At 63.0% G+C, this 14,691-nt stretch carries 10 protein-coding genes and 4 tRNA genes; 5 read left to right on the forward strand and 9 right to left on the reverse strand.

The window, feature by feature from the left end:
* Positions 1-59 precede the first annotated feature (59 nt).
* Positions 60-908 (forward strand): type I methionyl aminopeptidase, encoded by an 849-nt coding sequence (map, locus tag GST84_19965; protein ID XGB14475.1) that lies wholly within the window; start codon positions 60-62, stop codon positions 906-908.
* Positions 909-1,021: 113 nt separating this feature from the next.
* On the opposite strand, the gene GST84_19970 is transcribed toward map, so the two are convergent.
* The 4 genes from GST84_19970 to GST84_19985 form a co-directional block, all read right to left on the reverse strand.
* A tRNA-Asp gene (locus GST84_19970) sits at positions 1,022-1,098 on the reverse strand.
* A 13-nt stretch (positions 1,099-1,111) separates the two neighbouring features.
* Positions 1,112-1,187, reverse strand: a tRNA-Val gene (locus tag GST84_19975).
* A gap of 170 nt (positions 1,188-1,357) precedes the next feature.
* A tRNA-Asp gene (locus tag GST84_19980) sits at positions 1,358-1,434 on the reverse strand.
* 13 nt (positions 1,435-1,447) lie between these two features.
* A tRNA-Val gene (locus GST84_19985) sits at positions 1,448-1,523 on the reverse strand.
* Between the two features lie 216 nt (positions 1,524-1,739).
* On the opposite strand from GST84_19985, the gene rdgC reads away from it, so the two are divergent.
* Together rdgC and sugE are read left to right on the forward strand one after the other, a co-directional pair.
* Positions 1,740-2,660: a recombination-associated protein RdgC gene (rdgC, locus tag GST84_19990; protein ID XGB14476.1), complete on the forward strand. Its 921-nt coding sequence runs from the start codon at positions 1,740-1,742 to the stop codon at positions 2,658-2,660.
* Between the two features lie 217 nt (positions 2,661-2,877).
* On the forward strand, positions 2,878-3,195 hold the full coding sequence (gene sugE / locus GST84_19995; protein ID XGB14477.1) for a quaternary ammonium compound efflux SMR transporter SugE: 318 nt from the start codon (positions 2,878-2,880) through the stop codon (positions 3,193-3,195).
* 3 nt (positions 3,196-3,198) lie between these two features.
* Here sugE and GST84_20000 read toward each other — a convergent pair whose 3' ends face one another.
* The 4 genes from GST84_20000 to GST84_20015 form a co-directional block, all read right to left on the reverse strand.
* Complete coding sequence (locus GST84_20000) at positions 3,199-5,076, reverse strand: MFS transporter (protein ID XGB14478.1); 1,878 nt, start codon at positions 5,074-5,076, stop codon at positions 3,199-3,201.
* Between the two features lie 157 nt (positions 5,077-5,233).
* Positions 5,234-6,067: an amidohydrolase family protein gene (locus tag GST84_20005; GenBank protein XGB14479.1), complete on the reverse strand. Its 834-nt coding sequence runs from the start codon at positions 6,065-6,067 to the stop codon at positions 5,234-5,236.
* Positions 6,068-6,091: 24 nt separating this feature from the next.
* Positions 6,092-7,366, reverse strand: a complete 1,275-nt coding sequence (locus GST84_20010; GenBank protein XGB14480.1) for an MFS transporter — start codon at positions 7,364-7,366, stop codon at positions 6,092-6,094.
* A gap of 95 nt (positions 7,367-7,461) precedes the next feature.
* Positions 7,462-8,193 (reverse strand): UTRA domain-containing protein, encoded by a 732-nt coding sequence (locus GST84_20015; GenBank protein XGB14481.1) that lies wholly within the window; start codon positions 8,191-8,193, stop codon positions 7,462-7,464.
* A gap of 242 nt (positions 8,194-8,435) precedes the next feature.
* Between GST84_20015 and GST84_20020 the strand changes: the two genes are divergently transcribed.
* The gene (locus GST84_20020) at positions 8,436-9,614 is read left to right on the forward strand and encodes an MFS transporter (protein XGB14482.1); all 1,179 of its coding nucleotides are present in this window, start codon (positions 8,436-8,438) and stop codon (positions 9,612-9,614) included.
* A 126-nt stretch (positions 9,615-9,740) separates the two neighbouring features.
* Entirely contained in the window at positions 9,741-13,220 is a 3,480-nt protein-coding gene (locus tag GST84_20025) for a response regulator (protein ID XGB14483.1), read from the forward strand.
* Here GST84_20025 and rmuC read toward each other — a convergent pair.
* Positions 13,192-14,679 carry a DNA recombination protein RmuC gene (rmuC, locus tag GST84_20030; GenBank protein ID XGB14484.1) on the reverse strand — a complete coding sequence of 496 codons (1,488 nt, stop codon included), beginning with the start codon at positions 14,677-14,679 and terminating at the stop codon, positions 13,192-13,194. The genes GST84_20025 and rmuC overlap by 29 nt on opposite strands.
* Positions 14,680-14,691 lie beyond the last annotated feature (12 nt).

Below are 14,691 nucleotides of genomic sequence, written 5' to 3' on the forward strand. Positions count from 1 at the left end.
CGGCGCCGTACCTATGGAAGCAGGCACGCCCGCGAAGAGGCCTGCACAGGCTACGCACCATGCGGTGGCAAGCCGGTACCCGCTGGCGCTATGCTGGGGCAATTTCCAGCATGAGCAACTACCCTCCCCCCATGTCCCAGGTGATCCTCAAGACCCCCACCCAGCTCGACCTGATGCGCCGCGCCGGCCAGCTACTGACCCAGGTGTTCGCCGAACTCGACAGCTTCATCCGCCCCGGAGTGACCACGATGCAGATCAACGACCGCGCCGAGGCGTTCATCGTCGATACGCTCAAGGCACGGCCTGCAAGCAAAGGCCAGTACGGTTTCCCTTACTCGCTCAATACGTCGGTGGACCACGTGGTATGCCACGGCATCCCCAAGGTCGATGAGGTACTCAAGGAAGGCTCGATCATCAACGTCGACATCACTCTGGAACAGGGCGGCTACATTGCCGATTCGTCGAAGATGTATGGCATCGGCAAGATCAGCGATGAAGCCCGGCGCCTGGTCGACACCACCTATGACGCGTTGTGGAAAGGCATCGAGCAGGTGCGCCCTGGGGCAACGCTGGGCGATATCGGCCATGCCGTGCAGGCACATGCCGAGGCGGCGGGTTACAGCGTGGTGAGCGAGTATTGCGGGCACGGTATTGGCCAGCAGATGCATGAAGCACCAGAGGTGCTGCACATTGGCCAACGTGGCATGGGCATGAAACTGAAACCGGGCATGGTGTTTACCATCGAGCCGATGATCAACCAGGGTGGGCGTGGGACGCGCACGCTGAAGGATGGCTGGACGGTGATTACCCGTGACCACAGCCTGTCGGCGCAGTGGGAGCATACCGTGGCGGTGACTGAGGGTGGGTATGAGGTGCTGACATTGCGGGAGGAGGAACGTCGTGGCTGAAGCTGCGGCAAACGCTTGCAGGTATGAGTACAAAATTCAGGCACAAAAAAAGCGACCCTAGGGTCGCTTTCTTTGTTACTTCCGGGTGTTCAGTGGGCCCTGGAAGTGGAATATGGCGCAGCGGACGGGACTCGAACCCGCGACCCCCGGCGTGACAGGCCGGTATTCTAACCGACTGAACTACCGCTGCGCTATACATCGAGTGGTGGGTGATGACGGGATCGAACCGCCGACCCTCTGCTTGTAAGGCAGATGCTCTCCCGGCTGAGCTAATCACCCATGTCTCTCGGTGTGGCGCGCATTCTACGGGCGACTTGGCGCTCTGGCAAGCACTTATCGAAGTTTTTTCACACTTCGATCAAACACCAAAAATCAGGCACAAAAAAAGCGACCCTAAGGTCGCTTTCTTTGTTACTTCCGGGTGTTCAGTGGGCCCTGGAAGTGGAATATGGCGCAGCGGACGGGACTCGAACCCGCGACCCCCGGCGTGACAGGCCGGTATTCTAACCGACTGAACTACCGCTGCGCTATACATCGAGTGGTGGGTGATGACGGGATCGAACCGCCGACCCTCTGCTTGTAAGGCAGATGCTCTCCCGGCTGAGCTAATCACCCTTCGTCTCGGTGTGGCGCGCATTCTACGGAGCGTCCCGCACCCTGGCAAGCACTTTTTAAACTTTTTGCAAAAAAAACCTCAGGCCTTTCAAAGACCTAGCGTTGTCGGCCGATTCTTTCATGCATAAGCCACTGCTGGCCCTCTGACAGGGCTGGCCTCAACTCACCGCTCGGAGAATAATGCCCGCCTTATGCATTAAGGAGAGATTGCCCCTCATGTGGTTCAAGAACCTGCTGACCTACCGCCTGACCCAGGAAGTTCCGTTCGAGCCTGAAGCGCTGGAAGCCGCCCTGGCCAGCAAGCCGGCCCGCCCCTGCGCCAGCCAGGAGCTGACCACCTATGGTTTCGTCGCGCCGTTCGGCAAAGGCGAAGACGCTCCCCTGGTGCATGTCAGCGGCGAGTACCTGCTGATTGCCGCGCGCAAGGAAGAACGCATCCTGCCGAGCAGCGTGGTCAACGACGCGGTCAAGGAAAAGGTCGAAGAGATCGAGACCGAGCAAATGCGCAAGGTCTATAAAAAGGAGCGCGACCAGATCAAGGACGAAATCATCCAGGCGTTCCTGCCGCGTGCGTTCATCCGCCGCTCGATGATCTTCGCTGCCATTGCCCCGCGCCTGGGCGTGATCCTGGTCAACTCGGCCAGCGCCAAGCGCGCCGAAGACCTGCTGTCGACCCTGCGTGAAGTGATGGGCTCGCTGCCGGTGCGCCCGGCCACGGTGAAGATTGCGCCGGTGGCCACCATGACCGACTGGGTCAAATCGCAGCAAGCCGCCGAAGGCTTCTATGTACTGGACGAGTGCGAACTGCGTGACACCGCCGAAGATGGCGGTATCGTGCGTTGCAAGCGCCAGGACCTGACCGGCGAAGAGATCCAGTTGCACCTTTCCACTGGCAAGGTGGTGACCCAGCTGGCCCTGGCCTGGCAAGACAAGCTGTCGTTCATTCTCGACGACAAGATGGTCATCAAGCGCCTGAAGTTCGAAGAGCTGCTGCAGGAGCAGGCCGAGCAGGACGGTGGCGATGAGGCTGCGCAGCAGTTCGATGCCAGCTTCCAGCTGATGATGATGACCTTTGCCGAATTCCTGCCGGTGCTGTTCGAGGCGCTGGGTGGGGAAGAGATCCCGCAAGGGGTCTGATTGGTATGAAATGCAGGTGCTGGCCTGAATCGTTTTCTGCCAGCACCGGCCTCTTCGCGGGTAAACCCGCGCCTGCAAGTGGTAACCCCTTGCAGGCGCGGTCTTGCCCGCAAGGCCGCAGACAGGCACCATGATGCCCACGGTGAGGACGACCTCACGACGCACCGCGTGACCACTCCGGGGACGGCCCCATCATTCAAACGATGGAGACACACTCATGTCCTGGATCATCCTGTTTTTCGCCGGCCTGTTCGAGGTCGGCTGGGCCGTCGGCCTCAAATACACCGACGGTTTCACTCGACCGCTACCCACTGTCCTTACCGTCGGCGCCATGGTCATCAGCCTGGGCCTGTTGGGCCTGGCCATGAAGGAATTGCCGCTGGGCACCGCCTATGCCATCTGGACCGGCGTAGGCGCAGTCGGTACGGTCATCGCCGGGATCATTCTGTTCGGCGAGTCCATGGCCCTGGTGCGGCTGGTCAGTGTGGCGCTGATCGTCTGCGGCCTTGTCGGCCTGAAAGTCAGCGCCAGCTAGCCCCTATCGCAGATGGCCGCGCAGGCGGCTGACCTGTTCACGCAACACTTCAGGCTGCGCCGCCTCCACCGGGACGGCGGCGCCTGCCACGATGGTCACCCGCGACCACAGGCGCTTGAAGAAACCCTTGGCCGGGTCACGGCTGAAGAAGCTTCCCCACAACCCCTGCAAGGCCAGCGGAATCACCGGTACCGGCGTTTCTTCGAGGATGCGGCTGACCCCACCCTTGAAGACATCGATTTCGCCATCGCCCGTCAGCTTGCCTTCCGGGAAAATGCACACCAGCTCGCCATCCGCCAGGTACTCGGCAATGCGCGCGAAGGCCCGCTCGTACGTCGCCTGGTCTTCGTTACGCCCGGCAATCGGGATGGCACCGGCAGTGCGAAACACGAAGTTGAGCACCGGCAGGTTGTAGATCTTGTAGTACATGACAAAGCGGATCGGCCGGCGGATAGCCCCGCCCAGCAGCAACGCATCGACGAACGACACGTGGTTGCACACTAGCAACGCTGCACCCTCGTCGGGGATGCGCTCAAGGTCTCGGTGCTGCACGCGGTACATCGAATGGCTGAGCAGCCAGATCAGGAAGCGCATGGTGAACTCGGGGACGATCCTGAAGATATAGGTGTTGACCGCGATATTGAGCAGCGACACCACCAGGAAGAGCTGCGGGATGCTCAGCTTGGCCACGCCTAGCAGGATGATGGTGAGCACCGCCGACACCACCATGAACAAGGCATTGAGGATGTTGTTGGCCGCGATCACCCTGGCGCGCTCGTCCTCGGCCGTGCGGGCCTGGATCAACGCATACAATGGCACGATGTAGAAGCCGCCGAACACGCCCAGGCCAATGATCGACAGCAAGATCCACCAGGCCTGGCTCATGCCCAGCAATGCCAGCCAGTCGTGCGGCGCTGCTGCAGCCGGCACATCACCGGAGTGCCACCACCACAGCAGGCCGAACAGGGTCAGGCCGAACGAGCCGAACGGCACCAGGCCGATTTCCACCTTACGTCCACTGAGCCGCTCGCACAGCAGTGAGCCCAGGGCGATGCCCACCGAGAACAGTGTCAGCACCAGGGTCACCACCGTGCCGTCACCGTGCAGCCAATCCTTGGCATAGGCCGGGATCTGCGTGAGGTAGATGGCGCCGACAAACCAGAACCACGAGTTGCCGACGATCGAACGCGACACCGCCGGCGGCTGGCCCAGGCCCATGCGCAAGATCACCCACGACTGCTTGAAGATGTTCCAGTCCAGCGGCATTTGCGGCGAGGCGGCAGCAGCCCGGGGGATCCAGCGGCTGGCCAGGTAGCCGAGTACCGCCGTGCCGACCACGCCACCGGCCACCACCGTTGCGTAACTGTCGGCCGACATCATCACCCCGGCGCCGATAGTGCCGGCGAGGATGGCGAGGAAGGTACCGGTTTCCACCAGCCCGTTACCGCCCACCAGCTCTTCCTCGCGCAGGGCCTGCGGCAGGATCGAATACTTCACCGGGCCGAACAGCGCCGAGTGGGTCCCCATACCGAACAGCGCCACCAGCATCAGCGCCAGATGGTTGGTGACAAAGCCCAGCGCACCAATCGCCATGATCACGATTTCGGCCAGCTTGATTGCGCGGATCAGCGCATCCTTGGCGAACTTCTCGCCAAACTGCCCGCCCAGCGCCGAAAACAGGAAAAACGGCAGGATGAACAGCAAGGCACACAGGTTGACCCAGATCGATCGGTCACCATCGCCCAGGCTGAGCTTGAACAAAATCGCCAGGATCAGCGACTGCTTGAACAGGTTGTCGTTGAAGGCACCCAGCGACTGAGTGATGAAAAACGGCAGGAAACGCCGCTTGCCGAGCAACGTGAATTGCGAAGAGTGACTCATCGTCCTTGGTCCTGAGGGCTTTTCAATTGGAGGCTCGCCAAGCGCGCCGGGCCACAAATCTGCATGGGAAATGCGCTGGCTGGCAAGCACCAGCTCAGGCATGGCCAGGCGAGATTGCTTTCAAGGACCTGCTGGCAGTTGCAGCACTGGCGCTAAGTCACTCGAAGCCAAACAACGCCCGCGCGGTATCCACCAACAGTGCCTGGCGCAACTGCGCTGAACACCCCAAGGCCTCGAACTGTTCGACAGCGGTGCCGAAACTGACCTCCGACTCATGTTGGGTATGCGGCCAGTCACTGCCCCACATCAACCGCTCTGCGCCGTAATGGGCTTCCAGCGCGCACAGCGCCTGACGGGCGAATGCCAGGTTCTGTTCCGGCGAGCCCTGCAGCCGGTAGATGCCGGACACCTTCACCCATACCTTGCCCCGACCGCTCAGGGTGAGCAGTTCGGCAAACCCCGGCTGGCCCAGGCCAAGGCGGGCATCTGGCCGGCCGAAATGGTCAATCACGATGTCCAGGCCATAGGGCTGCAATGCCCGCACCAGCACTGGAATGTCCGCCACCTGACGGTGCAGTTCCACGTGCCACCCCTGCTCGCCGATGTGTTCCAGCAGCGGCCGCCACTGCGCGTCGGTCAGGTCAGGCATATCCTGCCCCATGAGGTTGAGGCGTACACCCCTTACCCCCAACCGGGCCATTTCCGCCAACGTCGCGCGCTCGACATCCCGCTCCAGCATCACCACCCCGCGCAGTTGCCCAGGCACGGTCTGCAAGGCGCTGAGCAAATAGCGGTTGTCGGTACCCAGGAAGCTGGGCTGGACCAGTACGCCATGGCTGAAACCATGAGCCCGCAGCCGGCCCAGGTAGTCGCCCAGCGGCGCATCGTAACTGGGCGCATAACGCCGCTGGCTGGCCAGGTTCAGGCCACGGCTGAACACGTGGGCGTGGCTGTCGATGGCGGTCAGGTGCAAAGCGGGTGCGTGGGGCATGGTTCTCATACAAACACGTTCAGGTTACTTGGCGACGGCACCGGCCGCTTCCGGCGCAGGTGCAGATTCAAGGTTGCGGCCACGGGTTTCGGGCAGGCACAGGGCTGCGATCACCGCAACGCCATACGCGATGCCGGCATCGATGCCGATGGCACTCCCCAGCGACATCGATTCGCTCATGTGCCCGACCAGGAAGGGGAACACGGCCGACAGCACGCGACCGAAGTTGTAGCAAAAGCCCACCCCGGCGCCGCGTACGTCAGCCGGGTACAGTTCATTGAAAAACGCGCCAAGGCTGGCCGGGATGCCGGCGGCGAAAAAGCCCAGCGGGAAGCCGAGGAACAGCATCTGGGTATTGCTCAGCGGGAAGAACACGTAGGCCTGCACGGTCAGTACACAGCACAGGGCGAACAGCAGGATGTTCTTGCGCCTGCCAATACGGTCGATCAGCAGGCCGCTGACCACGCAGCCACACCAGAAGGCCAGGATGATCACCGCCAGGTAACCGCCAGAGTTAAGCACCGAGAGGTTGCGCTCTGTCTTGAGAAAGGTCGGCAACCAGGTCATCACCGCGTGGTAGCCACCGTGGGCACCCAGGCCGAGCAAGCCGCCCAGCAGGGTCACACGCAGCAGTTCCGGGCGGAAGATGCCAGCCATCGACTGCAAGAAGCTGGAGGGGATGGCTTTTTCTTTCTGCAGGCGCTGGAAACTGTCCGGCTCAGGCACGTTGCGGCGTACCCAGATGATCAGCAGCGATGGCAGCAGACCGACGAAGAACATCACCCGCCAGGCAAACTCCTGCGGTACCAGTGAGTAAATCAGCGTAAACAGTGCCACCGCCAGCCCCCACCCCACAGCCCAGGCACTCTGCACCGTACCCATGACTTTGCCGCGATACCTGGGGTTGATGGTTTCGGCCATCAGCACAGCGCCGGCTGCCCATTCGCCACCAATGCCAAAGCCTTGCATGGCCTTGACGAACAGCAACGGGTAGAAACCGGTGACGAATGCCGAAAGGAAGGTAAAGAACGAGAACCAGAGAATCATCCATTGCAGGGTACGCACGCGACCATAGCGGTCGGACAGGGTGCCACCCAGCCAGCCGCCGATTGCCGAGGTCACCAGGGTCAGGCCACTGATCAGGCCGGCGTCGCCCTTGGTCAGGGAGAACGCGGCGATCAGCGCGGGGATGGCCAGGCCGAACATCTGCACTTCCAGCGCATCGAGCGACCAACCGCCGAAACAGGCCCAGAATGTCTTGCGTTCCCGTGAGGTGATCTCGCGATACCAGCTGAACATGATTGTTATCCTTCTAGTCGTGGGTGTGACGGGCAGGCGAAGCCACTGCGCCGTGGCAGCACGGCGCAGACAGGTAAAAGGGTGAAGCGACCGGTTCAGCGAATGTCGATGCGGTAGCGGAAGTGCTGCGCATGGCCGCGCGAGCGGCGCCATTCCAGAGGTTTGCCGGCGTAATCCCGGGCCAGGCGCTCGATCACTACCACCGGGCTGTCGGCCGGCAGTTGCAGCAAGCGGCCATGCACCGCGTCGACCGCTTCGGCGGTCAGGGTCTCTTCGGCGTAGGCGACCACCTGACCGCACAGCGCTTCGTAGATCGGGTACAGCAGTGGGCCCTTGCTGTTCAAATCCACGTCCAGCAGCGGCTGGAAGGTTTGACGCGGCAGCCAGATCTCTTCAGCCAGCACCGGCTGGGCGCCAAGCAGACGGGTGCGAACGATGCGGATCACATCAGCCTCCCCCGTCAGGCCCAATGCCTCGGCCACCGCCGAAGGCGCCGGAAGCGGCTCGATAGAGAGAATGCGGCTTTCCGGCACCACGCGCTCGCCATTGGCGGCTTCGAAACGGAAGAAGCGGAACAGCGACGACTGGAACTGCGGGCGGCGAATGAAGGTGCCGCGACCCTGCTGACGCTCCAGCACGCCTTCGGCTACCAGCACATCGACAGCCTTGCGCACGGTGCCGATCGACAGGTCGAACTCGGTGGCCAAGGCTGCTTCGGTCGGGATCGCTTCCCCCGGACGCCAGCGGTTGTTGGCAATTTGCGCGACCATGTGGTCGCGCAGTTGTTGGTAGCGGGGCAGTCGAGCATCACCGGTCAATGGGTGCATGGGTCTCGCTCTCGTCTTGTTATATAAACATATATATGAATTTTTCAAGAGTATTCCCCCAGCCTGTCGGGCTGTCAATCCTCCGCCCGTCGCCCTTTTGCTTGTGACGCGGCCTTGTGTCGCGGAGGGCTGTGAAGCGGCCGGAGAATTCCCGCATTCACTCGAATGTTGTCGGTGCTGCTGCAAGGGCCGCTTGTGGCTTATGCTTGTGCCCGGCAAACCCGCATAACAAGGACGTGGCAATGCTCGCCGCCATAAAACGCTACCCGCACACCGTTCGCCTGCTGCTCACCACCACCTTCACGCTTACCATCGCCCGCGCCCTCACCCTGCCCTACCTGGTGGTTTACCTGGCAGACAATTTCCAGCTGCCGATCAGCCAGATCGGCCTGCTGATCGGTGGCGCGCTGATCGTCGCCTCGCTATTGAGTCTGTACGGTGGCCATCTGGTCGACACCTTGAGCAACCACGCGCTGGTCAGCATCAGTACCCTGCTGTTCGCCCTGGCCTTCGTCGGCGCGGTCGCCAGCCGTTCGGCACTGCCGTTCTTCTTTTGTCTGGTGTTGATCAACCTGGCCCTGGCAGTGGTCGACATCGCCGCCAAGGCGGGCTTCTGCGCGTTACTGCCAGTGGATGAGCGGGCCGAGGTTTTCGCCATCAAGTACACCCTCAGCAACGTTGGCTACGCCGCCGGCCCGTTGCTGGGCGTGGCCATGCTTGAACTGAACGAACATGTGCCGTTCCTCGCCTCTGCCCTGCTTGGCCTGGCCATGTGCCTGGCTTATTGGCGCCTGGGTGATCGCAGCCTGCAGGCCAGCGCGCCGGACAAACCTGCGGCCGGCTTCGGCCAAGTGGCGCTGGGGCTGGCGCGGGATCGTCGGCTGGTGTGCTTTACCGCGGGAGGGGTGCTGAGCGCGGTGGTGTTCGGCCAGTTCACCGCCTACCTGTCCCAGTACCTGGTGGTAACCAGCAACCCCACCGCAGCCGCACGGCTGATCGGCTATCTGGTCACCACCAACGCCGTGACGGTCATTGCCTTGCAGTATCTGATTGGCCGGCGTATCAGCCGCCAGCGCCTGATGCCGTGGCTGTTGGCCGGCATGGGCCTGTTTATCGCCGGCTTGCTGGGTTTTGCACTGGCTGGCTCGGTGCTGGCCTGGTGCCTGGCGATGCTGGTGTTCACGCTGGGTGAAATCATCGTGATCCCGGCCGAGTACATGTTCATCGACCTGATTGCACCGGAGCACTTGCGCGGGGTGTATTACGGCGCACAGAACCTGTCCAATCTGGGGGCGGCGCTGGGCCCAGTGATGGTGGGGTTTGCACTGGCACACCTGTGGCCAGGGGCGGTCTTCTACCTGCTGGTGTTGTCGGTGATACTGGCAGGGGTGTTTTACGGGTTGGGTACCCGCACGGTTTGATGTTGCCTGTTCCTGCCTATTCGCGGGTGAACCCGCTCCTACAACCATCGTCTGCGCTGACGAAGCGGCACTTGCGTGCCAGACTGATTGATCGGGACCGCGTTACCTTTTTGCTTCGGAGTCTTCATGTCGTTGTCCAGCGGGCTGATCGCCGTGGTCGCCCTGGCCTATATGGCCATCATGTTCGCCATCGCCTTCTACGGCGACCGTCGCAGCACGCCCTTGCCGCCAAAGCTGCGCGCCTGGGTGTACAGCCTGTCGCTGGCCGTGTACTGCACCAGTTGGACCTTCTTCGGCGCGGTGGGCCAGGCCGCCGAACAGCTTTGGGCGTTCCTGCCAATCTACCTGGGCCCGGTATTGCTGCTGATCTTCGCGCCTTGGGTGCTGCAGAAGATGGTGCTGATCAGCAAGCAGCAGAACATCACCTCGATCGCCGACTTCATTGCCGCGCGCTACGGCAAGTCGCAGACCCTGGCAGTGGTGGTGGCGCTGATCTGCCTGGTCGGCGTGCTGCCGTACATCGCCTTGCAGCTCAAGGGCATCGTACTGGGCGTGAACCTGCTGATCGGCGCCAACGCCGATGCCACCGGCACCCGCGTGCAGGACACCGCGCTGGTGATATCGCTGGTACTGGCGCTGTTCGCCATCGTCTTCGGTACCCGCAGCCTGGATGTGACCGAGCACCACCGCGGCATGGTCCTGGCGATCGCCTTCGAATCAATGATCAAGCTGCTGGCGTTCCTTGCCGTGGGCATCTTCATCGTTTTCAACCTGTATGACGGTTTCGACGACCTGTTCAGCCAGGCCCGCCAGTCGATCCACTTGCAGGACTATTGGAAAGAAACCATCAATTGGCCGTCCATGGTGGTGCAAACCGCCGTGGCGATGATGGCAATCATCTGTCTGCCCCGGCAGTTCCACGTTACCGTGGTGGAGAACATCGAGCCGCAGGACTTGCGCCTGGCGCGCTGGGTATTCCCCATGTACCTGGCATTGGCCGCGCTGTTCGTGGTGCCGATTGCCCTGGCCGGGCAGATGCTGCTGCCAGGCACGGTGATCTCCGACTCGTTCGTCATCAGCCTGCCGCTGGCAGAGGCGCACCCGAGCCTTGCCCTGCTGGCGTTCATCGGCGGCGCCTCGGCGGCTACCGGCATGGTGATCGTCGAGGCCGTGGCGCTGTCGACCATGGTGTCCAACGACATGCTGCTGCCCTGGCTGCTGCGCCGCAATAACGCCGAGCGGCCTTTCGAAGCATTCCGCCACTGGATGCTTTCGGTACGCCGGGTAACCATCGTGGTGATCCTGCTGCTGGCCTATGTCAGCTACCGCCTGCTGGGTTCCACCGCCAGCCTGGCGACCATCGGCCAGATCGCCTTTGCCGCCGTGACCCAGCTCACCCCGGCCATGCTTGGCGCGCTGTACTGGAAGCAGGCCAACCGTCGCGGTGTGTTCGCCGGCCTGGCCGCCGGCATTTTCCTGTGGTTCTACACCTTGGTGCTGCCGATTGCCGCGCACAGCCTGGGCTGGTCGTTGCAGTTGTTCCCTGGCCTGGCGTGGCTGCATGGCAACCCGCTGAACCTGCCGATCAGTCCGCTGACCCAAGGTGTGGTGCTGTCACTGGCAGGTAACTTCACCCTGTTCGCCTGGGTTTCGGTGCTGTCGCGCACACGGGTTTCCGAGCACTGGCAGGCCGGCCGCTTCATTGGCCAGCAGACCAGCGCGCGGCCCAGCAGCAAGCCGCTGCTGGCGGTGCAGATCGACGACCTGTTGACCCTGGCCTCGCGCTTTGTCGGAGAAGAGCGCGCACGGCAGAGCTTCATCCGCTTTGCCTACCGCCAGGGCAAGGGCTTCAACCCGAATCAGAACGCCGATGGCGACTGGATCGAGCACACCGAACGCCTGCTGGCCGGGGTGCTCGGCACCTCCTCGACCCGCGCCGTGGTCAAAGCGGCCATCGAAGGCCGCGACATGCAGCTGGAAGACGTGGTGCGCATCGCTGACGAAGCCAGTGAGGTGCTGCAGTTCAACCGCGCCCTGCTGCAAGGCGCCATCGAAAACATCAACCAAGGCATCAGCGTGGTCGACCAGAACCTGCACCTGGTGGCATGGAACCGCCGCTACCTGGAGCTGTTCAACTACCCGGACGGGCTGATCAGCGTAGGGCGACCGATTGCCGACATCATCCGCTACAACGCCGAGCGCGGCCTGTGCGGCCCCGGCGAAGCGCAGGTGCATGTGGCGCGGCGGCTACACTGGATGCGCCAGGGCCGCGCGCACTCCTCAGAGCGGCTGTTCCCCAATGGCCGGGTGATAGAGCTGATCGGCAACCCCATGCCGGGCGGCGGCTTTGTCATGAGCTTCACCGACATCACCCCGTTCCGCGAGGCCGAGCAGGCCCTGCGCGATGCCAACGAACGCCTTGAGCAACGCGTGGCGGAGCGCACCCACGAACTGTCGCAGTTGAACCAGGCGCTGTCCGAAGCCAAGAGCCAGGCCGAAGCAGTGAGCAAGTCCAAGACCCGCTTCCTGGCCGCCGTCAGCCATGACCTGATGCAACCCTTGAACGCCGCACGGCTTTTCTCTGCCGCCTTGTCGCAACAGGCCGAGGGCATGAACGAAGAGGCCCAGCAACTGGTACAGCACATGGACAGCTCGCTGCGCTCGGCTGAAGAGCTGATCAGCGACCTGCTGGACATCTCGCGCCTGGAAAACGGCAAGATCACCCCGGATGCCAAACCCTTCGCCCTCAATGAGCTGTTCGACACCCTGGGCGCCGAGTTCAAGCTGCTGGCGGCCGAGAAGGGCCTGGAGTTCCGCCTGCGCGGCAGCCGCCTGCGGGTGGACAGCGACATGAAACTGCTACGCCGGGTGCTGCAGAACTTCCTCACCAATGCCCTGCGCTATGGCAAGAGCCCGATCCTGCTGGGCGCGCGCCGACAGGGCGAGCGCCTGTGGCTGGAGGTCTGGGACCGTGGCCCGGGCATTGCTGACGACAAGCTGCAAGTGATCTTTCAGGAGTTCAAGCGCCTGGACAGCCACCAGACCCGCGCCGAGAAGGGGCTAGGCCTGGGTCTGGCAATCGCAGACGGGCTGTGCCGGGTATTGGGGCATCCGCTGGAAGTGCGCTCATGGCCGGGCAAAGGCACGGTGTTCCGCGTCAGCGTACCGATTGCGCGCCAGGCCGCCGCGGCGCCAAGCGCCCCCGTGGAACAACAGGGCGGCCAGCCACTGGCCGGGCTACAAGTGCTATGCGTGGACAACGAAGACAGCATCCTGATCGGCATGAACAGCCTGCTGAGCCGCTGGGGTTGCCAGGTATGGACCGCGCGCAACCAGGCCGAATGCGAAGCCTTGCTGGCCAAGGGCATGCGCCCGCACCTGGCATTGGTGGACTATCACCTGGACGACGGCGAGACCGGCACAGGGCTGATGGGCTGGCTTCGAGCACGGCTGGGTGAGCCGGTACCCGGTGTAGTGATCAGCGCCGACGGCAGCAAGGAAACCATTGCCCTGGTACACGCATCAGGCCTGGACTACCTGGCCAAGCCGGTCAAGCCGGCGGCCTTGCGCGCCCTGCTCAATCGCCATCTGAGCCTGGCTCAGTAACCGCTACGTCGGGCAGCGCTTCGTCGGACAGCGCCCGCTCCAGCAGGTCTGCCGGCAAGCTCTTGCTGGCGCGGGCCCCCAGCAGCTTCAGCTGCTCGCTTCGGCTGACCAGGTTGCCACGCCCTTCGCACAGCTTGTTGCGCGCTGCGGCATAAGCCTTGTCCACCTGCTGCAGGCGGCTGCCCAGCTCGTCCAGGTCCTGGATGAACAGCACGAATTTGTCGTAGAGCCAGCCGGCACGCTCGGCAATCTCGCGGGCGTTCTGTCCTTGACGTTCCTGCTTCCACAGGCTGTCGATGACCCGCAAGGTCGCCAGCAACGTGGTAGGGCTGACAATCACGATCTGCCGGTCGAAGGCCTCCTGGAACAGGTTCGGCTCGGCCTGCAGGGCCGCCGAGAAGGCCGCCTCGATGGGCACGAACAACAACACGAAATCCAGGCTGTGCAGGCCTTCGAGGCGGCTGTAGTCCTTGCTCGACAGGCCTTTGACGTGGCTGCGCAGCGACTGCACATGCTGCTTGAGCGCGGCTTCGTCGTTGCCGGCAACGAACTGCTGGTACGCCGTGAGGCTGACCTTGGCGTCCACCACCACCTGCTTGTTGCCGGGCAGCATGATCAGCACATCCGGCTGGAAGCGCTCGCCGTCGGCGCTTTTCAGGCTGACCTGGGTCTGGTATTCGCGGCCCTTTTCCAGGCCGGCATGCTCCAGCACACGTTCGAGGATCAGCTCCCCCCAGTTACCCTGGGTCTTCTGGCCTTTCAAGGCCTGGGTAAGGTTGGTGGCTTCGTCGGACAGACGCAGGTTGAGCTGTTGCAGGCGCTCCAGCTCCTTGCCCAGCGAGAAGCGCTCGCGGGCCTCTTGTTGGTAGCTTTCCTCCACGCGTTTTTCGAAGGCATGGATGCGCTCCTTGAGCGGGTCGAGCAACTGGCCCAGGTGCTGCTGGCTGGTCTGGGCGAAGCGCTGTTCACGTTCGTCGAAGATTTTGGTGGCCATGTCGGCGAACTGGGCGCGCAAGGTGTCACGGGCCTCCTGCAGGTCTTCCAGACGTTGCTGGTGGCTCTCCTGCTGTTCACGCAGTTCTGCGTCCAGGCGCGCCGTTTGCGCCTCCAGGCGGCGCAGTTCGGCTTCGCGGTTGGCGCGCTCAAGGCTCCAGGCGTGGGCGGCGTCACGGGCATTGTCGCGGTCGATCTGCAGCAACTCCAGCTCACGGCCTTGGGCGGCCAGCTGGGCCTGTTTGACGGCATTGGCTTCACTGAGGTCGCTGACCTCGTCGCGACTGGCATCCAGTTGCGCCTGCAGACCGGCCTGGGCCAGCTGGGCAGCGTTGAGGCGCTCTTCGAGCAAGGCCTGCTCACCTTGCCGTGCGCCCTGGCGGCGCTGCACCTGCATGACCCACACCAGACAGGGTATTGCGCCTGCCACCAAGCCCAGCAGAATGCTGGCCAGATCCACTGTCATGCTTACCCCGAA

This window comes from Pseudomonas putida, assembly GCA_041879295.1.
Lineage (GTDB): Bacteria > Pseudomonadota > Gammaproteobacteria > Pseudomonadales > Pseudomonadaceae > Aquipseudomonas > Aquipseudomonas putida_Y.